Annotated in this window: 18 protein-coding genes; 4 read left to right on the top strand and 14 right to left on the bottom strand. The window is 34.3% G+C overall.

Going from position 1 to position 22,611, the window contains the following annotated elements:
- Window positions 1–121 precede the first annotated feature (121 nt).
- A complete protein-coding gene (gene lysA / locus DB891_RS14840) occupies window positions 122–1,339 on the top strand; it encodes a diaminopimelate decarboxylase (RefSeq protein WP_116764369.1) in 1,218 nt (405 codons plus the stop codon).
- Window positions 1,340–1,398: 59 nt separating this feature from the next.
- Here the strand turns inward: lysA and pafA are convergent, their stop codons facing one another.
- Window positions 1,399–3,015 (bottom strand): alkaline phosphatase PafA, encoded by a 1,617-nt coding sequence (pafA, locus tag DB891_RS14835; RefSeq protein ID WP_116764368.1) that lies wholly within the window; start codon window positions 3,013–3,015, stop codon window positions 1,399–1,401.
- Window positions 3,016–3,312: 297 nt separating this feature from the next.
- Between pafA and DB891_RS14830 the strand changes: the two genes are divergently transcribed.
- Window positions 3,313–4,089: a class I SAM-dependent methyltransferase gene (locus tag DB891_RS14830; protein ID WP_116764367.1), complete on the top strand. Its 777-nt coding sequence runs from the start codon at window positions 3,313–3,315 to the stop codon at window positions 4,087–4,089.
- A 237-nt stretch (window positions 4,090–4,326) separates the two neighbouring features.
- Here DB891_RS14830 and DB891_RS14825 read toward each other — a convergent pair whose 3' ends face one another.
- From DB891_RS14825 to DB891_RS14765, 13 genes are all read right to left on the bottom strand, one after another.
- Window positions 4,327–4,740, bottom strand: a complete 414-nt coding sequence (locus DB891_RS14825; RefSeq protein WP_116764366.1) for a hypothetical protein — start codon at window positions 4,738–4,740, stop codon at window positions 4,327–4,329.
- Between the two features lie 149 nt (window positions 4,741–4,889).
- Entirely contained in the window at window positions 4,890–5,834 is a 945-nt protein-coding gene (locus tag DB891_RS14820) for an NAD(P)H-dependent flavin oxidoreductase (protein WP_116764365.1), read from the bottom strand.
- A 13-nt stretch (window positions 5,835–5,847) separates the two neighbouring features.
- Complete coding sequence (locus DB891_RS14815; protein ID WP_116764364.1) at window positions 5,848–7,461, bottom strand: S8 family serine peptidase; 1,614 nt, start codon at window positions 7,459–7,461, stop codon at window positions 5,848–5,850.
- Between the two features lie 181 nt (window positions 7,462–7,642).
- Entirely contained in the window at window positions 7,643–8,830 is a 1,188-nt protein-coding gene (gene mnmA, locus DB891_RS14810; RefSeq protein WP_116764363.1) for a tRNA 2-thiouridine(34) synthase MnmA, read from the bottom strand.
- Window positions 8,831–8,974: 144 nt separating this feature from the next.
- Window positions 8,975–9,691: a toxin-antitoxin system YwqK family antitoxin gene (locus DB891_RS14805; protein WP_116764362.1), complete on the bottom strand. Its 717-nt coding sequence runs from the start codon at window positions 9,689–9,691 to the stop codon at window positions 8,975–8,977.
- Window positions 9,692–9,799: 108 nt separating this feature from the next.
- On the bottom strand, window positions 9,800–11,701 hold the full coding sequence (gene yidC, locus DB891_RS14800) for a membrane protein insertase YidC (protein WP_116764361.1): 1,902 nt from the start codon (window positions 11,699–11,701) through the stop codon (window positions 9,800–9,802).
- A 140-nt stretch (window positions 11,702–11,841) separates the two neighbouring features.
- On the bottom strand, window positions 11,842–13,455 hold the full coding sequence (locus DB891_RS14795) for a CTP synthase (protein WP_116764360.1): 1,614 nt from the start codon (window positions 13,453–13,455) through the stop codon (window positions 11,842–11,844).
- Window positions 13,456–13,643: 188 nt separating this feature from the next.
- Complete coding sequence (locus tag DB891_RS14790; RefSeq protein ID WP_116764359.1) at window positions 13,644–13,874, bottom strand: DUF3820 family protein; 231 nt, start codon at window positions 13,872–13,874, stop codon at window positions 13,644–13,646.
- Window positions 13,875–13,946: 72 nt separating this feature from the next.
- The gene (locus DB891_RS14785) at window positions 13,947–14,348 is read right to left on the bottom strand and encodes an OsmC family protein (protein ID WP_116764358.1); all 402 of its coding nucleotides are present in this window, start codon (window positions 14,346–14,348) and stop codon (window positions 13,947–13,949) included.
- 87 nt (window positions 14,349–14,435) lie between these two features.
- A complete protein-coding gene (locus DB891_RS14780) occupies window positions 14,436–16,367 on the bottom strand; it encodes a LysM peptidoglycan-binding domain-containing protein (RefSeq protein WP_116764357.1) in 1,932 nt (643 codons plus the stop codon).
- A gap of 432 nt (window positions 16,368–16,799) precedes the next feature.
- Window positions 16,800–18,701 carry a LysM peptidoglycan-binding domain-containing protein gene (locus DB891_RS14775; protein ID WP_116764356.1) on the bottom strand — a complete coding sequence of 634 codons (1,902 nt, stop codon included), beginning with the start codon at window positions 18,699–18,701 and terminating at the stop codon, window positions 16,800–16,802.
- Between the two features lie 150 nt (window positions 18,702–18,851).
- Complete coding sequence (gene guaA, locus DB891_RS14770) at window positions 18,852–20,381, bottom strand: glutamine-hydrolyzing GMP synthase (protein ID WP_116764355.1); 1,530 nt, start codon at window positions 20,379–20,381, stop codon at window positions 18,852–18,854.
- 113 nt (window positions 20,382–20,494) lie between these two features.
- Window positions 20,495–21,139, bottom strand: coding sequence for a hypothetical protein (locus DB891_RS14765; RefSeq protein WP_223256118.1), 645 nt, complete (start codon window positions 21,137–21,139; stop codon window positions 20,495–20,497).
- A 316-nt stretch (window positions 21,140–21,455) separates the two neighbouring features.
- Here DB891_RS14765 and DB891_RS14760 point away from each other — a divergent pair, with 316 nt between their 5' ends.
- The gene (locus DB891_RS14760) at window positions 21,456–22,031 is read left to right on the top strand and encodes a hypothetical protein (RefSeq protein WP_116764354.1); all 576 of its coding nucleotides are present in this window, start codon (window positions 21,456–21,458) and stop codon (window positions 22,029–22,031) included.
- Between the two features lie 182 nt (window positions 22,032–22,213).
- Entirely contained in the window at window positions 22,214–22,600 is a 387-nt protein-coding gene (locus DB891_RS14755) for a RidA family protein (protein WP_116764353.1), read from the top strand.
- The last annotated feature ends 11 nt before the right edge of the window (window positions 22,601–22,611 follow it).

Genomic DNA, 22,611 nt, shown 5'->3' with positions numbered 1-22,611 from the left:
AACCCCACAAAACCTGAACAATTGTTTAATATTAAACAAATTGTTACATTTTGTTAAATACATATAATTTGTTTGGTCACAATAATAAAGTATAATAAATTTGTAAAAAAATAATAGAAAGATGCAAGCAAACGATTTACTACACCTAGCGGAACAATTTGGAAGTCCGGTATATGTTTATGATGCCGAAAAGATACAATCTCAGTACAATAGATTGACAAAAGCTTTTTCTAAAGTACCGAATTTACGCATCAATTATGCGATGAAAGCGTTGTCGAATGTAGCCATACTCCAATTATTGAGAGATATGGGATCTGGATTGGATACTGTTTCTATTCAAGAAGTATTGTTAGGATTACATGCTGGCTACGCCCCAGAAAAAATATTTTACACCCCAAATGGAGTTTCTCTTGAAGAAATTGAAGAGGTACATGCATTGGGTGTTCAAATCAACATTGACAACTTGTCTATCTTAGAGCAATTTGGTGCAAAACATCCACACGTACCGGTTTGTATTCGTATTAACCCACACGTAATGGCTGGTGGAAACGCCAATATTTCGGTAGGACATATCGATAGCAAATTTGGTATTTCGGTACACCAACTACCTCATTTAGTACGTATCGTTGAGAATACAGACATGAATATCGTGGGTATCCACATGCACACAGGTTCAGACATATTAGATATTGAAGTGTTTTTATATGCCGCCGAAATTTTGTTTGACGCAGCAAAAAACTTCAAAAATTTAGAGTTTTTAGACTTCGGAAGCGGTTTTAAAGTTCCTTACAAAAAAGATGATATCGAAACCGATATTGAAGAGTTAGGCAAAAAATTATCAAAAAGATTCAATGCTTTTTGTGTTGAATACGGTAAAGATTTGACATTAATATTCGAACCAGGTAAATTTTTAGTGAGTGAAGCTGGTTTCTTTTTGGCCAAAGTAAATGTGGTTAAACAAACTACATCAACCGTTTTTGCTGGAATAGACACTGGATTCAATCACTTGATTCGACCAATGCTTTATGGTTCACAACATCATATAGAAAACATTTCTCATCAAAAAGGAAAAGAACGTTTTTACTCCGTTGTTGGATACATCTGCGAAACAGATACTTTTGCTACCAACCGAAAAATCACTGAAATCAAAGAAGGGGACATTTTATGTTTCCGTAATGCTGGAGCTTATTGCTTCTCTATGGCTTCCAACTATAATTCCCGCTACAAACCAGCTGAAGTTTTATGGATGAATGGAAAAGGACATTTGATAAGAGCTCATGAAACCTTTGAAGATTTATTAAAAAATCAAATTCCGTTGCCTGTAGAAGCAGCGGTTTAATCAAACAAAAAATCCCGAAACCATTACAGTTTCGGGATTTTTTGTTTTTCAAAAGCTGGCTATTTTTTAAGTAGAAGCTCTTCCAAAACTTCGGATTCTGTCCCATTTGTAAAAGGAATTTTCAGTAATCTAGATAGTGTTGGAGAAATAGTTGTAATGTATTCTTTTTTATAAGATTCTCCATTAGGAATATGCCATCCATAAAAAAGCAATGGCACATTCGTATCATAACTATTAGGTGTTCCGTGAGTGGTACCCGTTGCAATGCTTTCCAAATATCCGGTACCTTCAAGAATAACAAGATCACCATTGAGTTTAGGATCATATCCTTTAAAAATAAAGTTCAAATAATAATCTCCACCAGTAGTTGCCAAAACTTCTTCTTCAGTATACACCCTTTTTACTTGTATTTGCCCCATCAAAAAGTCTTTAAAAGTTTGCTTTACTTTAGTCAATTCCAAACCTTTCTCTTTTATAACATCTCTGTTTAAGTAAACATTATAATTAGAATAATTAAGCACCAGATTAACCCCAAAAGTATCTGTCGAAAACTTAGTCAATGAAGCAAAAAGATCTTTAGAAGGAATGTTGGTCACATTGTATTTACGATCTTTCAGGTAAATAGGATTTTCGGCTACAGCATGATCAGCGGTCAGGAAAACCAAGTAATTATCTTTACCTACCGTTTTATCCAAATTATCTAAAAAAGCAGCAATAGTAAGGTCCAAACGCAAATAAGTATCTTGAATCTCCATCGATCTTGGACCAAAAGTATGCCCAACATAATCAGTTGAAGAAAAGCTTACCGCCAGGAAATCGGTAATATCATCTTTACCTAATGCTTCTTTATCAATGGCTCTTATGGCAAAATCGGCCAAAATATCATTCCCGAAAGGTGTACTTTTTATGACTTCTAACCCGTTTTCTTTGTATATTTTATTCAAATCATAAGGAAAAACAGGTCTTGCCGATTTATCCAATTTTCCTTCATACGGATTATCATCAGGAAGACTTTCATTGTATGTATCAAGAGGGCGCAACAAATTCCAACCCTTTTCGATATATTTCATATATGTCTTTTCACTATTATATGCGGTCACCCATTCTGGCAACTTATCACCATAAAAATCACTTGAAATAAATGAACCTGTTTTAGTATACCAAAATGCCCAATTGGCAAAATGTCCAGCAGGTAGAATCGCACCACGATCCTTTATACTCAAACCAATAACTTTCCCCTTAAAGTTTGTTGCCATACGCAATTCATCCGTAATCGTAGTACTCAAAAGATTTTTCGGAGACATTGCACCTTCCTTTTCTGTACCTTCCACAAGCGTTTTTACACTAGCATCATCAGTACAATAAGTACTTTTACCCAACGAGCGTAAATACCAATCATTACCAATAATCCCATGTGTATTAGGAGTTGCCCCAGTATAAATTGAAGCATGACCAGGTGCTGTATAAGTAGGAACATAATTATAATTCATATTGTGAAAAGTAAAACCTTTATCCATCAGTCTCTTAAAACCGTTATCGGAAAAATCGTCTGAAAATCGATACAGATACTCCATTTTCATTTGATCCACTACTATTCCAACCACCAATTTTGGGCGCTGTTGTGCTTGACCATGAATAGAAAAAACACATACTAAAAACAACAATAATTTTTTCATACTATATTTTAAATTTTAAACAAAAATACACTTTATCCTTAAAAAAAAACGAAACCAAAATAAGTAAAACAATAAATTAACGCCTTCATAACCAAAAAACAGTAAATCATCAAAATCATCAGGGCATGACCCCGCTAGAAAAAAAGCAATACAACAATTTGATTTTTACATTTATTTCTGCCTTAGCGTCTTTACTTCGTCCGTTCGCTTTTGCTCGGGTGTGGCAAAAAAAAATATCCTTATCCTTTTGCAAAAAGAAAAAAATAAATCCTAAATTTGAGTATCAAACCACTGACTATGAATATGTACGACAACGAAAATACCGTCCAAAAATCATTTGACGACCATTATTTATCCGAAGATTTAATACAAGCCCAATGGGCCGAATTTACGGAACTCAAAAAAGTCATCTCAGAAGTATTTCTAAAAAAAGGAAGCCCGCTTACCCTTTTGGACATCGGAATAGGAAGCGCCAGAATAGCCAGACACCTAAGCGCCATACCAGAAATGTGGAAAATGATTGAAATCTACGAAGGCACTGATAACGCCGAAGCCTGTATAAAACTGTCCCAAGCCACCGCCAAAGAATTGCGTATCGAAGACAAATTAAAGGTGCATTTACTAGATGCCATACATTTAGACCAATTACCAAAAAAATACGATTTAATAATTTGCACTTGGTTTACTCCTGGTAATTTCTATCCCGAGAATTTCCCTTTCAGCGAGTATAATGACTCCAGTAAAAGATTCGATTTATCCAAGAATGAAAAATTCAGCAGTGTTTTTTCAAAAGCCAATTCGATACTCAATTCTGGAGGAGAAATAATTCTGGGTGCCTGCTACATCGACAATGACAACACCCGAAAAAAACAAGAGCAATCCTATCTAAAAATGGGAATGAAAGTAATCACAAATGCCAGCGATAGTTTTACCGCTACCAAAGAACAGTTTTGGTCACAACGATTTACGCAAGAAAAAATCAAAGCCTACTTGCCTTTTGTAGCTCCCGAAAACATAGTATTTACAGCTCTTGACCCTTATAATTATGCTATGCAAATCAGGATTAAAAAATAGCTCAAGTTAATTACTTAAGAAACAATCCTAAGCTTATCTATTTAAAAAAAAGAATCTTAAAATCAGTGACTTTTTTCGAGTTAAATTAATGAAATTGTGGGATCAAAAAAACCATTAAGAAATTAAGATTCATTAAGCATGGAGTCTAAATGAGTCTTAATTTCTTAATGGTTTTAAAAAAAATTCTAAAATTGAATTGGTATTTATGTACCTAACTCGAAAAACAGTTAATCCTTTTTACTCAATATTAACAACATTGTACACCAACACTCTATCTTCGTATTTGATATAGAGCTGTTTTCTGTTTTCTTGATTTTTTCGGGTAATAAAAGAAATCGTGCAGTCTTCTCCATTGTTATCTTTACAAATAAACGGGTAAACAATATCGGTTTCATTTTCTTCGGCAGGAAGGTATTCGACGATTTCAAATAACTGTATCGCCTCCGAATAAATCACAATTCTATTTTTGTTGGTATCCAAATTTACCAATATATTCACCAATTTTAAATCACTCCAACCTCCAAATTTACCATTTCCCTCTTTTACGGAAACGCTTAAACCTGTAGTTTTGAATTTATAGGTTTGACTATATCCTTGATTAAAAACAAGAAAAAGAAACGCTAAAAGAATACCTATTTTAACCTTATTCATATGTAGATAATATTGTTTTTATTGGAATATGTAATTGCTTCGCCTATTCGCTATCGCTCGGGTCGCACATCTTCATTTGTATTTGCGACAAATTGTTGTAATACTCATTTCATTTTAAAAAAAATTTGCGGAATAACAAATATACCATTTTAAAAATCAAACAAAACTACTTCTTTCTTTGCTTGATCAAAATCAGCTAACATTTCAATTACTATCTCTTTTGCCGGAACTATCTTTTTGATCAAACCTGCTATTTGGCCAATTTCTAATTCCCCTTCAATCAAATCGCCTTCAAACATACCTCGTTTAGCTCTTGCTCTCCCCAGTAAGGCGGCTAATTCTTCTTTGGTGGGACATTTTTCATATAACTCTTGTACGTCTTGATAAAACTTATTTTTGATCAAACGTACAGGCGCTAATTCCTTCAAAGTCAGCTGCGTATCTCCTTCTTTAACACCCACAATGGTTTGTTTAAAATTTTCATGTGAAGACGATTCTAACGAAGCTGCAAATCGACTCCCAACCTGCACCCCATCTGCTCCAAGAACCATTGCGGCAAGCATACCTCGACCTGTTGCAATACCACCCGCAGCAATTAGCGGAATTGAAATTTTATCTTTTACCATCGGGATTAAAGTGAAGGTTGTCGTTTCCTCTCTCCCATTATGACCACCAGCTTCAAAACCCTCGGCAACGACAGCATCTACTCCTGCCTCTTGTGCTTTTAACGCAAAAACCGAACTACTCACTACATGCACCACCGTTATTCCGTTCTCTTTCAAGAAAGCCGTCCAGGTTTTAGGATTTCCCGCCGATGTAAAAACAATTTTAACGCCTTCATCAACAATGATTTTCATTATTTCTTCGATGTTGGGATACAACATCGGGACATTGACACCAAATGGTTTATCTGTTGCTTTTTTGCATTTTTGAATGTGTTCTCTCAATACTTCTGGATACATCGATCCGGCTCCAATCAAACCCAATCCGCCAGCATTACTCACGGCACTGGCTAATTTATAGCCACTATTCCAAATCATTCCCGCTTGGATAATAGGATATTTAATATTGAAAAGGCTTGTAATTTTGTTCATATAAAAATCGAGTTTATTGTTTGATTAGTTTCCCTGTTTTAGTATTTCCATTATAATCCATTTTATAAATATAAACGCCAGATTGTAATGTTTTTAACGAAATAGTTGGTGCTGTTTTTGTGATCGTTTGTTCCATCATTTTTTGTCCAAGTATTGTATAGATCTGAAATACTCCTATATCAAAATCCTCAGAAAAAGAAACCGTACTAAAGTCACTTACTGGATTCGGATATAAAAAGACATCCGTTTTCAAAAAATCACTCACTCCTAAACCATTGGACAAAGCCAAACTAAAATCTGGAATTCCATATCCGTATTGTGTTGTTGGAGTCATAAATCGATCAGCCGATTTTACAATTAAATCCTTAATTGCTGCATTGGTCTTGTTGGGAAACGCTTGCCACAAACACGCCACCATTCCCGCCATTATCGGACTAGAAAAGGAAGTTCCATTAGCCGTTACTATACTTCCAGATGGGTTAGCCAAAACAGCTGCTTGACCTTGAGCCATAACATCTGGTTTTACTCGCCCATCAAATGACGGACCGATAGAACTAAAACTCGCCACTGTTTTTGTTGAAGTTACCGCACCAATCGCAAGCACCGAAATCCCATCAGCTGGCACAGCAATATGCGGATTTGCTGATCCTCCACTATTTCCTGCAGAGGCCACTATTATCATCCCTCGACTAAAAGCGATTTCGGCACCACGAGTCATAAAGGCCGTTTTACCATCCATATCACTATAAGTATGATTGTATGCTGTATTATCAAATTCAAAATAACCTAATGATGTATTGATTACATCGACTCCTAGGCTATCCGCTTTCTCTGCCGCTTCCACCCAATAGGATTCCTCTACAGGGTTTTCAGTTGCAGCGTCTTCTGTTCTAAATAAATAATAAGAAGCATCGGGAGCCGTTCCCACCAAGGCATTTTCCTGATACCCACCCATAGCCGACAACACCATAGTACCATGTGAATCCCCCGAATAAAAATTGGCATTTCTATTCACATAATCATAACCTCCCAATATTTGATTGTTAGTTTGCAATCGTTGAAAAGGTTGCGCCGTATTCACTCCAGGAAAACCCGCATCCATAACGGCTATTATTTTTCCGAAACCGGTATAATTTTGCTGGTGCAAAAGATCACCTTTAAGCATTTGAATTTGATTTAACGAACTACCATAGGCATAATTCAGTTGTGTTTCCAAAACCTTATTGACCGCTTTAATCTTGGCCGCTGAAGCTTTCTTTCCTGTTTGATTGAGTGCTTTATTGGCAAAATCAACTTTACCCACAAACGCAAAAGATTTTAAGGAATTGATAACCGATTGAGTTCCTCGAATATGCAAGGCATTCAACCATTTGGATTGCGCCATAACAGTAATACCAGAAACCGCTTTTACTTGGTTAATTAAACTTTTATCAATAGGAATATCTTTTGAATCCAAAGAAATATTTTGTTGGGTTCTTCTATCCAAAGCTCTTTGGGAAAGCATAAGTGAAGGATTGTCAAAGTAAGACTGAGAACTATTTTTGACATTAAAATACACCCAAGCATCTTCTTGGGAAAACCCAATAAAACAGGGGAACAATAAAATAATTAGCAGTGCTTTCTTCATATTTAGTCCAAAAATAAGGGTTCTATTCTATTAAAAAAACATAATGAAAAAATAAAAAAAAATCAACCATATAAGTCATATAAGTTCATTTAAGTTTTGCAACTTTTTTGAAATTGTGTGGACTTACATTAACGTATATGGCTTATATGGTTAAAATCAAACCTTTTACTATTTAAACAAGCTATGAAATAACCCCAGAACCGATCAACTCGTCTCCATGATACCAAGCAGCAAATTGCCCTTCAGTAATGGCAGATTGAGGTTCTTCGAACGAAATATACATTCCGCTTTCATATTGATGCAAAGTCGCTTTCTGTAATGGTTGTCTGTATCGTATGCGTGCCATAACCTCCATCGACTCTCCATTGGCTATAGCCAAATCTCTACGAATCCAATGTACTTCCGATTTTTCAATAAACAAGGCGCTTTTGAACAATCCCGGATGCATACTCGATAAACCCGTATAAATAGTATTGGTTTCAACGTCGGTAGCAATGACAAATAAAGGATCTGTGGTTCCTCCTACATTCAAACCTTTTCTTTGACCAACCGTAAAATAATGCGCTCCTAGATGTTTTCCCATTACCTTCCCCATTTTTGGAGCATACGGCATTTTTCTTGAAGCATATAACAATTGTTCCTCCAGTGACAATTCGGCCTGCATTTCATAACAATATACCGGATCGTTTTTGTCAATTTGAATAATCTCCCCTTCTTTGGGTTGCAGTTTTTGTTGCAAAAATTCGGGTAAACGCACTTTTCCAATAAAACACAGCCCTTGGGAATCTTTCTTTTCGGCAGTAACCAATTCCATTTGAGCTGCAATTTCACGCACTTCGGGTTTGGTTAATTCACCAATTGGGAACAACGATTTCGCCAATTGCTCTTGAGATAATTGACATAAAAAATAAGATTGATCTTTATTATTATCTACCCCTCCAAGAAGTTGGTATACTTTTTCTCCATTGACTTCTATTTCCCCTTTTCGGCAATAATGACCTGTAGCCACATAATCGGCACCAAGACTTAAGGCGATTTTCATAAAAACGTCAAATTTTATTTCGCGATTACAAAGTACATCAGGATTTGGAGTTCTCCCTTTTTCGTATTCGTTGAACATATAATCAACAATTCTCTCCTTGTATTCTTCACTTAAATCAACCGTTTGAAAAGGAAAGCCTAGTTTTTCGGCAACCAATAAGGCATCATTACTGTCTTCCAACCAAGGACAATCATTGGAAATGGTCACCGAATCATCGTGCCAATTTTTCATAAAAAGTCCTATCACTTCGTATCCTTGTTGTTGCAACAAATAAGCAGCAACACTCGAATCTACACCACCAGAAAGACCTACAACTACACGTTTCATATGTTTGATAAATTGAATATTTATAATTTAATCTTTTGCAAAAGTACAAATAATATACCTAGTTCTCATTACTTGTAGATTGGCTAAAACAATACTGGAATAAATATAACTAATGCATATTTACCCAATATTACATTAGAAAAATCAATCAATTTTCACTTTATCTCTTTTAAGCATCGGTTTTTTAGGTTTATCCATATCCTCTTCGCTTGATAATTTATCATTGACAAAAAACTGCCACTTCCCTACTTTTTTACCATTCTTGAATTTTCCTTTGGCAACAACTAAACCATTTGGATCTTTATAGATAGCCTCCCCATCATATTCCCCATTTTTAAAAAAACTATTTTCTAGAACAATTCCATTTTCAGAATACTTTTTATAGACACCTTCTTTTAATCCATTTTTGTAAATTACCTCATCGACAACTTTCCCACTTGGATAATAAACTGTACGGGTTCCTCCCAACTTCCCTTTTTTATAGTTCTCCAATGTCATAATAGCTTTGGATGCTTTATGATAGTATTTCCATTGTCCCTCATGCAATCTATTAATCTCTTTGCCTTCGCTAACTACATTTTTATTTTGGTCATAAAAAATAGTATAGCATGAATTTTCTTTGGGATTAAATGCTCTGGTTGCAATAATGGATTTGGCTTTGGTATCATCAAAAAAATTAAAAATACCTATTTCAACACCATGCTCAAAAGTACCTTCGTATCTGGGTCTGCCCGATCCTTCATAAACTCCTTTCCAAACGCCGTGCTTTCTCCCCTTATCATCTAATGCGTTAAAATCGGTTTGAGAAAACACCGTTTGACAACAAAGAAAAACCATCAAAATTCTAAAAATATAAAACATATAACTTTATTTAAGTGATTCAAAGTAACTAAAAAAAAAGCCACGTACCGAAATTTATCGAAACGTGGCTAAATCATTTTATTCAATGCGCGATAGATTTTTTATCTATTACTTTTTGTCCTTAGCTTTTTGAGCTTCGGCTTGTTCCATAGCTGCTTGCAATTTTTGTTGAAACTTACCTGGTTTTTTAGGCTCTTTCAACTTATTCTCTTGAATTTGCGCATGAATCTTATCCGAATCTACAATGTAGTTCTTGATAACAAACATAATTCCGATTGTAATTAAGTTGGATATAAAGTTATACAAACTCAATCCTGCACCATACGTATTGAAGAAAACCAACATCATGATTGGCGAGATATAAATCATCATCTTCATCATTTTGGCCATATCTGGCATTCCTTCTTGTTGAGGAGCCGCCATTTGTTGATCACCAGAAGTCATTTTCATATAAAAGAAAATAGCTATTGCTGCCAAAATTGGAAACAAACTAATATGATCTCCATACAATGGAATAGTAAACGGTAATTGATAAATCGAGTCAAATGAAGACAAATCATCTGCCCAAAGGAATCCTTTTTGTCTCAATTCAAAAGCCGATGGAAAAAACTGAAACGACGCATACATAAATGGAATCTGAATCAAGGCTGGAATACAACCCGCCATAGGATTCACCCCCGCTTTATTGTACAGCTTCATGGTTTCTTGTTGTTTCTTCATTGGGTCTTTCTTGAATTTCTCACCCAATTCTGTAATATCCGGTCGCAATACTTTCATCTTGGCCTGAGACAAGAATGATTTATAGGTAATAGGCGACATGGCGATTTTAATAAGAATCGTAAATAAAATAATGGCGATTCCTAATGACATTCCAATTGTTGAACTCAAAAATCCAAATAATGGAATAAAAATGAATTTATTAATCCAACCAAAAATTCCCCAACCCAATGGAACGATTTTTTCTATATCCTTATCATACGCTTTCAAAGTCGCATAATCCGTTGGTCCAAAATACCAACTCATTTTATAATCGATTTCACCATTTTGAAACGCCAATGGCACTGTCGCTTTAAATTCTTTGGTAAAAACAGTATCCTTTGCTTCATCCAAAACCAAGTTATTTGATTTCAAACTTGCTTTTTCAAATGACGTATTGGTCAATAAAATAGAAGTAAAGAAATGTTGCTTGAAAGCTATGTAATCTACTTTCACAGGAGTTTCTTCATCATTAGTCCCTGCACCTACATAATCGTGCTTACCTTCTTCATATTGAAAACGCAATTCGGCATATCTATTTTCATAAGAAATACTCTTCTCGTTTCTGTACGCTTTCATATCCCAAACCAAATCTACTGGTTTAGCTGTATTCAAAACTTTATTCAAACCTTGAGAGCGAATATCAAAACCAACCATATAATCGTTTGGTTTCAAAATGTATTTGTATTCTAGAAACTCATTGGCTCCAGCTTTCAATCTCATCGAAAGTATTTGATCCGCACCCACTTTGGACAATGTCGGTTCAAAATACAAGTCTCTTGAATTTAAAACTCTATTGTCATTAGTTTGCAATTGAATATTCAAACTGGCATTGTTGTCTTTAATTAAAGAAACCAATTGCCCAGAATTTTTTTCAAATCTTTTGAAATTTTTCAAAGTGGCTTCAACGATATACCCACCTTTATTGGCGATTTTTAAGACTACAAAATCATTTTCGATTGTTGTAATATCATTTTTCGCAGAAGGCAAAGTCGCAGAATAAGCGAAACCACCTAATGTCTTTTGCAATTGAACCAATTGTGTAGAATCTCCAGCTACTACAGCAGTAGGAACTACAATCGCTTTTACCGCAACCGCTTTGGCTTGAGCTTCTTTTGCAACCAATTCTTTTTTAGCCTTATCCGCAGCAATAGTTGCTTCTGAAGGTTTGTTTTGGTACATAATCCAAATCAAAATACCAAAAATCAATACAAAACCTATAATCGAATTAAGGTCTAATTTTTTTTCTTCCATTTTATTTATTGTTGTTTTTCGTCTTTCAAATTTAATCCCAAAATTGAGATGAATTAGAATCCGATTTTGTTAGTCATCAAAACCGCTATAATGTTACATTTTGCCCCTTATAACTGTCTAGAAAACTTAATTATAAAATTTTATTTCTTTTTTGCCTTAACAGCGGCAGCAACAAAACTCACAAAAATTGGATGTGGATTGGCCACGGTACTTTTGTATTCTGGATGGTATTGCACACCGATAAAGAAAGGATGATCTTCTAATTCAACAATCTCTACCAAACCTGTATCAGGATTTACTCCAGAAGAAATCAATCCTGCTTTTTGCAATTGATCAACATACTGACTGTTGTACTCGTAACGGTGACGGTGACGTTCTGATATAGATGTCTTTCCGTAAATTTTATACGCTAATGAATCTGGCGTGATATCACATTTCCAAGCTCCAAGACGCATTGTTCCTCCTTTATCCGTAACCGTTTTTTGATCTTCCATCAAATTCACTACAGGATGTTTGGTGTTCTCATTCATCTCAGTAGAATTGGCATCTACATATCCTAATATATTTCTAGAATATTCGATAATAGCCATTTGCATACCCAAACAAATTCCAAAAAACGGAACTTTATTTTCACGAGCATAACGAATGGTTTCGATTTTACCTTCAATACCTCTTTCTCCAAAACCTGGAGCAACAAGAATTGCATCTAAACCTGATAATTTCTCTTTAATATTATCTGAATCTAAAAACTCTGAATGTATAGAAATAACATTTACTTTGGTTTCATTCGCAGCACCTGCATGAATGAAAGCCTCAAGAATAGACTTATAACAATCTTGCATTTCTACATATTTCCCAATCAAACCAATATTTACAGTATGTTTTGGAAATTTTAATCTGCGCAAGAACGTATTCCAATTTTTTAAATCTGGAGCCGCTTTTTTAGGTAAATCTAATTTTTTCAAAGCCACTACATCCAGTCCTTCTTCTAACATCAAATTAGGCACTTCGTAAATAGTAGCAGCATCGATAGATTGAATAACAGCTTCTCTTTTTACATTACAAAACAACGCTAATTTATTGCGAATCTCATCCGAAATTTCATGCTCTGTTCTACAAACCAAAATATCAGCTTTGATACCGCTTTCCATCAAAGTTTTTACAGAGTGTTGAGTTGGTTTTGTTTTCAATTCACCAGCAGCGGCCAAATAAGGCACCAAAGTAAGATGAATCACGATAGCATTGTGCTCTCCTAAATCCCAAACCAATTGACGAACTGATTCTATATAAGGTAACGATTCTATATCTCCTACTGTACCACCAATTTCGGTAATAACAATATCGTAATCGCCAGAGTTACCTAGCAATTGCATTCTTTCTTTAATTTCGTTTGTAATATGAGGTACAACTTGAACCGTTTTACCAAGGAATTCTCCTCTACGTTCTTTTTCTATTACCGAAAGATAAATTCTACCTGTAGTAACATTATTCGCCTGAGAAGTAGGAACATTCAAGAAACGTTCGTAGTGACCTAAATCCAAATCTGTTTCTGCACCATCATCGGTTACGTAACATTCTCCATGCTCATACGGGTTCAAAGTCCCCGGATCAACATTTAGATAAGGATCAAATTTTTGAATAGTAGTCCTATAACCTCTTGCTTGTAACAATTTTGCCAAAGATGCCGCTATAATTCCTTTTCCTAAAGAAGAAGTCACACCGCCTGTAACAAAAATATATTTCGTTTGATTCATTCTGTTGTTGTTTGTATTGTAGTTGAGTAAAAAACGTGGCAAAAGTACAATTATAAATTGGATTATTTAATCACCGATTAATGATTTTTGATTAACGCTTTTTTTGATTTCTGATGTTAAAAAAACATCCTAAATTCAATTTACACTTCTGCAATCTAAAATCATCATTCTGCAATCAAAAATCTTTTTTAGGGTTTTGGATAGTTCTTCTTTATATTTCGAATTAATTCCTCGAGTCCGTTGAGTTTTAACTCGTAAATTAATTTCAATTGTTCACCCAATTCTCCTTTCGGAAAACCTTTATTACTGTACCAAACAATATAATATTCCGGAATATCAATAAGAAACCAACCTTCATATTTGCCAAAGGGCATTTTGGTGTGTGCTAGTTTTATAAGTTGTTTTTGGTTTTGATCCAAAGTTATGAGGTTGTGGGTTTTATGATTCTTTTTAAACTGATCACTGAAAAACTGATCACTGAATACTAAATACTACTTCCAATTAAAAGTAATCCTCTTCTCAATATCAGCATTCAAACTCAAGAAAACTGGACAGGTCATTGAAACTCTTTCTAGAATAGTTCTATCTTTTGACTCTGAAACGCCCTGCATGTCAAAAACGATTTCAATAGCACCGATGCGTCTTGGCTCAGCATTCATGATTTTAGTCACTGCAGCTGTTGAACCTTTCAAATCAACACTCATATCCCTTGCTTTTATTCCCATTACGGTCATCATACAACTAGCCAAAGCATTGGCAACTGTATCTGTTGGAGAGAAAGCTTCTCCTTTTCCGTTATTATCTACTGGAGCATCCGATATAATTTCACTACCCGATTGTAAGTGTATCGATGAAGTTCTTAAATCTCCTAAATAAGTTACTTTTGATGTCATTATTTTTTTGAGTTATGGGTTATGGGTTATGAGTTTTCTGTTTTCTGTTTTCTAAAAACTGATAACCGACAACAGAAAACTGTCTTCCTACTTCGCTTCTTTAATAGTCATATCGGTATCATAATACAAAATATAGGTTCCGTTATTGGCATAACCACCTTCTTCTTTTTTACGATATTCAAACTTATTTTCTACCTGTTCGGTGATCATCGTTTCGGCCGTTTCTTGATAGGTTTTATCCTGAGACAAGCGCATCATGGTATCAAAAGTAATATCAAACCCACGAATAGCAAAGGCACTAGGATTCACTTTATTCTTAGCTCTATAATTCTTCATGAAAATTTGCGCTTCCGGAGACATATTTTCTCTAGTTGGCGAAGGGTACATTAAATGCAACTTCATTAAATTCTCAAAACTGATTTCATCCGTATCCAAAGTTTCATTGGGTTCTAAAATAACCAACTGCACCTGATAATTAGCCATAACAGCCAACATTGTATTCATCGTATATTTTATCATGCCCGTATTAGCGGTTTCTAAAATAACGTAGTTCATCTTACCCTTTACCAATAGTTTTTTAAATCCTTCAATATTCACCCCCCCCGTTTCGGTCAACGGAGCGATTTTAACTTCTTTTTGATTTTCTGAAATGTATTTTCTAATGGTTTCTTTTTTCTTATCAATTACCGCAATTACATTTCCTTGTTTGGCATTCATAAAATCGAACATTGCAGCTTTTAAAACCGGAGCAGCAACAATAGATTGGTATAAATTCTCAAAAGGATTTCCACCATCTTTTGATAATGGAGAAATTACAGGAACATTATTTTGAGCAAACAAACCAGCTGTTTTCTCCACATTGCTTTGGTAAAACGGCCCTACAACAGCGTCTGCATTTTCTAAATGATTTGCTGCAAAAACAGCTTCAACATTAGAAGTCGTTTTCGTTTCATTAGAATCGAAAATTTTAACATCCACAGAAAGCCCCATTTGTTTAGCCGAATCAATAGCCACCAAAGCTCCCGAATAAAAATCTAATGTCATATTAAGGAATTTATCATTCTTTAATTGATTTACCATATCTGGCTCATTTTTGGTAACATTAAAAGGCAACAACAACACTAAAGTCTTTTTTTCTTGGCTGTTTTTTTGAGACAAAACAACTTTTTGCTTAACCGAATTCGAAACAATTTGATTTGATTTTGATGGCACTTTCAACACCATACCTTCAACAACTCCTCCAGACAAAGCCGGATTCAATTCGACTAATTGTTGCTGAGCCAATCCAAACATTTTAGACAAACTATAAAAAGTCTCTTTTGCTTTTACGGTATAGTCAACATACACTATTTCTTTTGCAACTTTCGGTGTAATAGGTTTACTGCTTTCCACTTTTGTTTCGGCAGCGGCAACTTTAGCAACAGCTTTAGGTCTATTCCCTTTTATCAATAATTCATATCCAATAGGTAAATTAGCAACTATTTCGGGATTTCTTTTTTCTAATTCTTCAATAGTCATGTCATACTTTTTGGCTATTGAATACTTAGTTTCCTTTGGGAGCACTGTATGATAAACTACGACATCCTTCTTCACAACCACAGCTTTAGCACTACTTTTTGAAGGTATATTCAAAATTTGACCTACTTTCAACCCGTATTTTTCAAGATCTGGATTGGCTTTTTTCAAAGCTTCATCAGTTACGTCGTATTTTTTTTCAATACCAAACAAAGTTTCCTTCGCTATTACTTCATGCTTTGTAGCCTGTCCTTTTGTAGTTTTTGATGAGGGCCCATTACTTTTGCCAGTACTTTTAGGAATCAGCAAAACACTATTGGGTTTCAAACCGCTTTGAGCATCTGGATTGAGTTTATAAATATCGAATGGAGTGATTTTAAATTTCTGGGCAATTTGATTAATCGTTTCTCCTTTACTTACGACATATTTATCAATCTTATCTTGGGCAAAAATAGATATAGAGGTTAAAAAAAAGAAGCAAAATAATACTGAAAAATATTTCATATGTAGGTTAATAAATTTATGTTTTTATTTAGCAAAAATACCATTGTTGTTTACAACAGCATCGTTTTAGCTTGTTAATTATTACTTAATATGGCTATCAATAACTAATACCAAAGAATGTTTTTCGCCACAGATTAAAAAGATTTTCACAGATTAAAGAAAAGTGAATTAAATTTATTGGAGAAAATCAGTGGAAATCTTTTAAATTCTATCTAACTCATTTCATTGAAAGTTAAAAAAAATGCTTCTCGCAAAGCCGCTAAGTCGCCAAGACAAAGCTTTGCGACTTAGCGGCTTTGCGAGAAAAAATTATTGATCGAGAAATTCAGTATTCCTCCCTCAAGTTAGCAACTCTTTGTTAAAGTTCCAAACCCACTTTCTTGAAATCTGTGGCAAAAAAAATTAAGTTAGTCCGCAAAACGGACAGTCATATTACTTAATTTCATTTTCGCTTATCACATTAACAACCATCATTTTTTCAAAAAGTGGTTTTCCTTGTTTTTTAATGTATTCATAAATAGCTTCCTCTTTTGAAGGAAAATAATTGGAGTACACATCATAGGACAAAACATTGAAATTATAAAAGAAATTTGCGTCCAAAGATCCTGAATCTGTCAATTTCATAATAAAAGAATCCCTTTGTTTTGCTTCCTGATATTCTCCCAAAACAATATAATACCCCTCTTTAACCTCTTTAAGATTATCCAAAGTCACTATTTTAACGGCTTTTACTTTATTAGGCTGTTTGGCCAATTCTTTTTTAATTTGCTCTACAGCAAGTGCTTTTGAAGCCACTCCGGTTTTAACTTTAGTTTGAGACTCATAAGCCTTATTTTGATAGCTTTGATTTTTTACTTTAGCTAAATTATCATCAAATAATCGGGCTTGTTTACTATAAAAAGTAGCTTTACTGATGTGTAATCTCAATTCTGATTTACTTTCCCTATTTAACGAATCCAGTTTTGTGATTAATCTTATGTTCTTTAAATCGCGTACACGTTGCTCCATTTCCAAGTTTTTCAACTCTTCAGGCGACAATTTTACAGCTTTTGTTTCAGCAGGTTTTGTTTTACTATTCTCGCGGATGCTCTTCTTGTATTCTTGATTTTCTTCAACAGCAATACGTTCCGCTTTGTCCATCAACCCCGAATACACTTTTCTGTTATCAGCCAATTGTTTTTTAAGCTGTAGGGAAAGTTCATTGGTCTTAGTAATATTTTCGTTCGATATTTTTTGCAAACGAATGGATTCATCAAGATCTACCAACTCTGTTTTTTTCAATTGCGTCAAATCTTTATTCATCGTACTTACCAATGAATCCAGTTTAACCAAAAGAATTTCTTGAATGTTTTTATTTGCTTCTATAACCAATTTTAGCTTTTCGGCAGAACCTTCTTTCGTATTATCAATTTCTTTTAGATTTACCAAAAGACCATTTACATTGATCACCTTTTGATTGATTTCTTCTTGTAATACTAATTTTTCCTTTAAGCTGTTAATTTCTTTTGTGTTGGCTTTTGATTTTTCGACTACAACTTGTTTTTCGGCCAAAGCCAGCATCAACTCTTCATTTTCATTGGTTGGCTTTACTTCTCTAACGTTTATTGCTAATTTATTTCCTTCGGTTAATCCGTTTACGATTTCAGGATTTTGAGATTCTAATTGTTCTATTGTTATCCCGAATTGTTTCGCGATAGAATATTTGGTTTCTTTGGGTTGTACGGTATAAAAAACTGTTTCGGCGTTTATAACTCTCACTCTACCGTCTAGTGTTTTCTTTTTGTTTGGAATGTTTATTTCCTGACCTACTTGCAAACCGTTTTTAAGAATCTCAGCATTAGCTTTATCCAAATCTTCAACCGAAACATTATAGAGTCTCGCAATACTAAAAAGAGATTCCTTGGCTTGAACTGTATGTTTTGTTTTTGCAGCTGAAACTTCAGCTTTTAGATCTGATTCTTGTGGGATCACCAATTCTTGCCCTATTTGCAAACCATTTACAAGTGCGGTTGCATTGGCATTTTGAATCGCCTCCACTTTTACATTGTATTTAGTCGCCAAACCAAACAATGTTTCTTTTGGGGCAACGATATGAGTAATTGTATTTTTAGGTTGAGGAAGTAATTCTGGAACTAAAATAATTTGATTTTCTGCAATTCCATTTTGAGTTTCTGGATTCAGTCTATAAATTTCAGAAGGGGAAGTTTTATATTTTTGGGCGATTTGGGTAATTGTTTCGCCTTTTAAAACTGTATGTTTTGTTGCGGATTCTTGTCCAAAAGCAACATTAGAAATAAAAACAATAAAAAATAAAACTCTTAAAAAATCTTTCATATGTAGATAATATTTGTTTTTAAAAGGAATATGGAATTCGCATAACTGCTATTGGTGCTTGCGACCAATCTTCGGTAATGCTCATTTCATAAATATATTTTAAAAAATTAAGTCGTTACAAATGTAACGACTTAATGTTAAAAAATATTGTTATTCCCATTCAATTGTTGCTGGTGGTTTTGAACTAATATCATAAACTACTCTATTAACTCCTTTCACTTTATTGATAATATCATTAGACACTTTCATCAAGAAATCATAAGGAAGGTGTACCCAATCAGCGGTCATACCATCGGTAGATTCTACGGCACGAAGCGCAACCACTTTTTCATAAGTACGTTCATCACCCATAACCCCAACACTGTTTACAGGAAGCAAAATAGCTCCCGCTTGCCAAACTTTATCATACAATCCCCAAGATTTTAATCCGTCAATAAAGACTTTATCTACATCTTGCAAAATTTGAACTTTCTCTAGCGTGATGTCTCCTAAAATACGAATAGACAATCCAGGTCCTGGAAATGGATGTCTTCCTAATAATTCTGGATCGATTCCTAAAGTTGCTCCCACTCTACGTACTTCATCTTTGAAAAGCATACGCAAAGGTTCAACAATTTTTAATTTCATATAATCTGGCAAACCACCCACATTATGGTGTGATTTGATAGTTGCCGATGGTCCTTTTACCGAAACTGATTCGATTACGTCAGGATATATCGTTCCTTGCGCTAACCAAGTAACATCTTCAATAAGATGTGATTCTGCATCAAAAACTTCGATAAAGGCATTACCAATTGCTTTTCTTTTTAATTCCGGATCAGTAACTCCAGCTAAGGCATCATAAAAACGTTGAGAAGCATCAACTCCTTTAACGTTTAATCCCATTCCTTCGTATTGATCTAAAACGCTTTGAAATTCATTTTTTCTAAGCAATCCGTTATTCACAAAAATACAATACAGGTTTTTACCAATTGCTTGATGCAATAAAACAGCGGCTACAGTTGAATCTACACCTCCAGAAAGCCCCAAAACCACTTTGTCGTTCCCTACTTTCTCTTTCAATTCTGCCACCATTTCTTCAACAAAAGCATTTGGTGTAAAATTTTGAGGAACTTCGGCAATTTTCACCAAGAAATTCTCCAACATTTGTTTTCCATCTGTAGAGTGAAAAACTTCTGGATGATATTGAATAGCATAAGTAGTTTCTCCTTCAATTTTGTAAGCAGCAAATTCTACATCGTGAGTACTGGCTAACTTCACACCATTAGTTGGTAAAGCTTTGATACTATCACTGTGACTCATCCAAACCTGACTGTTTTCTGAAACACCTTCAAAGAAAATTTCGTTCTCTTTAATATAGGATAAATTGGCTCTACCATATTCTCTAGTGTTTGAAGCCGCTACTTCCCCACCACTAAAATGAGATAAATATTGTGCTCCGTAACAAACGGCTAGCATAGGTAGCTTTCCTCTAATTTGAGATAAATCTGGATGTGGCGCATCTTCTCCTCTAACAGAGAATGGACTTCCACCAAGAATTACGGCTTTATAACTTGATAAATCACTCGGAAAATGATTGTAAGGGAAAATTTCGCAGAATATATTTAATTCGCGAACTCTACGCGCAATAAGCTGAGTATATTGCGATCCGAAATCTAAAATAAGTACGTTGTGTTGCATGTGCAAAAATACTTTTTATATTTTGATTTCGAAAATTGAATTTCGAAAATTTTTAAATTAATATTTAAAATAAACTTGAATTCTATTTAACCTCTAAATCAGAAAGAAAACACTTACTCCTTCACAATAATAATAGAGGCCTTAAAACCGGTACCTAGATTCCATTCGCTTGCCGAAACCAGTTTTTCCTGATCATCATACACCTTAAATTCAGCAGTGTTTGGCCCAGAATCTCCTTGATTTAACGCTTCAAAATCAATTTTATTGAAGCCTTTCTCCAGGACAATCTCAAAACCTTTAAAACTACTATCTAAATACACTTGAGATTCGATTATTCTTCCATTTAAATAAACCCGTATTAAATCCCCATCTACATATTGGGCATCTCTATACATTACTTTTGCAGAAATTGATTTGGTTTTATAAGTTCCTAAACTTTGATTGCGACGGTATTCTATTCCTTCTTGTCGATCTGTTTTTTGATTTAATCTATCCCTGATTTCATCCCCTGGATTGATAAATCCGTTATTTTTGGGAATCATAGAAATTTCACTTGGTTTCCCAATTTGATAAGACGATACCGGATTTGGCGGTGATTTTATGATATCGGGACTTTTATAAACATTAGGAGGTATAATTACCGGAAAATCAGTTGTAGGTGGAAGTGTTGCCTTCTTTTCTGGCTTTGGACTTGTATTAGATGGCGGAATAGCCTTGAACTTTTTGCTAGACTCAAATTGAGCATAACTACTAGTCATGAAACCCATTAGAAAAACAAAAAAATAAAAATGCTTCATAATATTCAAAAAAGTTACTTTTAATTTTTTTAATATTTTCAAAAATAAAAAAACACCTATTATAAAATCACAAAACTAACATAATTTATTTCCGATCACTTGTTAAGTTATTCTAAATTTTCTTTTACCAAAAAGATTCTAATCAAAAAAAGAACCTTTTATACTTACCCAAATACTATACAAATTCTTAACGGTTTAGTACCCTTTTATTCACATCCTTAATTTCGCTCATCCCTATTTAAAATATAGATTTGAAAAAAAATAAATTGAATTAAAAATGAAGACTGTTTTATTTAGTATTTATGCATTACTGTTTTTCTTTAATGCTAATGGACAAACCAAAAACGATGTGCTTTTTCAAGCCAAAATAGAAAACAGAAATTGGGATCATCTCTATATTAAGGATACCGACTATAATACTGTACAAATAATCGACATCAACAATGCAGGTTTTTTCAAGGACACTTTATCTGTGCAAGACGGACTTTACTTGCTATTTGACGGAACAGAATATTTTAAAATTTATCTAAAAAAAGGATATGATTTACAAGTAACCATGGATGCCAATAATTTCCGAGAAACAATTCAGTATACCGGAATAGGCTCCGATGTGAATAATTTCCTGGCAAAAGAATCTGCTATTGAAGTAGATTATGATTATGGAAAAATTTCTGCTATCAAAAAAAGCAAGAAAATAGACAAAATAATAGCCGAAAAAGAAAATGCATCAATCAAAAGATTAAAAGCAAACACCACTTTCGATCAAGACTTTATAGCTTTAGAACTCAGCGCCTACAAATCCCATACCGACGAGTTAAAAAAATACTTTGGCGAACTTAGAGAAATAAATTAATGTCAGAAATTAAAATATCAATATTATTTTGTTATAAAAGATGAAATACTACCCTAAGAAGGCCTCTCCCACAAAAGAGGTCTTTTTTTTAATTCTAATTTTTATAAATTGCGAACTTTAACAGAAAACCTAATAATTTAGACAACCTATTAACAGTAATCAACTAATCTAAAAACTAAATAATGAAAAGAGAAAACATCTTAACCGGATCTCCTTGGGAAGACAAAATGGGTTATTGCCGTGCAGTCCGCATAGGAAACATCATAGAAGTATCCGGAACTGTTGCCATCGTTGACGGTAATAAAGTAAGAGCCGACGATGCGTATGCGCAAACTTTGAACATTCTAGAAAGAGTAGAAAAAGTGCTCGAAGATCTTAATGTAGGAATGAAAGACGTAATACGTACTCGAATTTTCACTACAAATGTTGCTACTTTTGAAGCAGTTGCTACAGCGCATGCTACTTTTTTCAAGGACATCAAACCAACTACAGGATTTTACGGGATTAACCAATTAGTAGCACCTGAATATTTGGTTGAAATCGAATTTACGGCTATTGCTTCAGAATAATTCTAAAATTT

The sequence above is a fragment of the Flavobacterium laiguense genome (genome assembly GCF_003097655.1).
In the GTDB taxonomy this organism is placed as follows: Bacteria; Bacteroidota; Bacteroidia; order Flavobacteriales; family Flavobacteriaceae; genus Flavobacterium; species Flavobacterium laiguense.
Note: the sequence above shows the minus strand (reverse complement) of the source record. Positions and strands in the feature narration are given on the sequence as shown.

What these genes read in the sequence shown, in the direction of transcription:
- lysA (WP_116764369.1), top strand. Translation starts at nt 122, where the DNA reads ATGCAAGCAAACGATTTACTACACCTAGCGGAACAATTTGGAAGTCCG.
- pafA (WP_116764368.1), bottom strand. Translation starts at nt 3,015, where the DNA reads ATGAAAAAATTATTGTTGTTTTTAGTATGTGTTTTTTCTATTCATGGT.
- DB891_RS14830 (WP_116764367.1), top strand. Translation starts at nt 3,313, where the DNA reads ATGAATATGTACGACAACGAAAATACCGTCCAAAAATCATTTGACGAC.
- DB891_RS14825 (WP_116764366.1), bottom strand. Translation starts at nt 4,740, where the DNA reads ATGAATAAGGTTAAAATAGGTATTCTTTTAGCGTTTCTTTTTCTTGTT.
- DB891_RS14820 (WP_116764365.1), bottom strand. Translation starts at nt 5,834, where the DNA reads ATGAACAAAATTACAAGCCTTTTCAATATTAAATATCCTATTATCCAA.
- DB891_RS14815 (WP_116764364.1), bottom strand. Translation starts at nt 7,461, where the DNA reads ATGAAGAAAGCACTGCTAATTATTTTATTGTTCCCCTGTTTTATTGGG.
- mnmA (WP_116764363.1), bottom strand. Translation starts at nt 8,830, where the DNA reads ATGAAACGTGTAGTTGTAGGTCTTTCTGGTGGTGTAGATTCGAGTGTT.
- DB891_RS14805 (WP_116764362.1), bottom strand. Translation starts at nt 9,691, where the DNA reads ATGTTTTATATTTTTAGAATTTTGATGGTTTTTCTTTGTTGTCAAACG.
- yidC (WP_116764361.1), bottom strand. Translation starts at nt 11,701, where the DNA reads ATGGAAGAAAAAAAATTAGACCTTAATTCGATTATAGGTTTTGTATTG.
- DB891_RS14795 (WP_116764360.1), bottom strand. Translation starts at nt 13,455, where the DNA reads ATGAATCAAACGAAATATATTTTTGTTACAGGCGGTGTGACTTCTTCT.
- DB891_RS14785 (WP_116764358.1), bottom strand. Translation starts at nt 14,348, where the DNA reads ATGACATCAAAAGTAACTTATTTAGGAGATTTAAGAACTTCATCGATA.
- DB891_RS14780 (WP_116764357.1), bottom strand. Translation starts at nt 16,367, where the DNA reads ATGAAATATTTTTCAGTATTATTTTGCTTCTTTTTTTTAACCTCTATA.
- DB891_RS14775 (WP_116764356.1), bottom strand. Translation starts at nt 18,701, where the DNA reads ATGAAAGATTTTTTAAGAGTTTTATTTTTTATTGTTTTTATTTCTAAT.
- guaA (WP_116764355.1), bottom strand. Translation starts at nt 20,381, where the DNA reads ATGCAACACAACGTACTTATTTTAGATTTCGGATCGCAATATACTCAG.
- DB891_RS14765 (WP_223256118.1), bottom strand. Translation starts at nt 21,139, where the DNA reads ATGACTAGTAGTTATGCTCAATTTGAGTCTAGCAAAAAGTTCAAGGCT.
- DB891_RS14760 (WP_116764354.1), top strand. Translation starts at nt 21,456, where the DNA reads ATGAAGACTGTTTTATTTAGTATTTATGCATTACTGTTTTTCTTTAAT.
- DB891_RS14755 (WP_116764353.1), top strand. Translation starts at nt 22,214, where the DNA reads ATGAAAAGAGAAAACATCTTAACCGGATCTCCTTGGGAAGACAAAATG.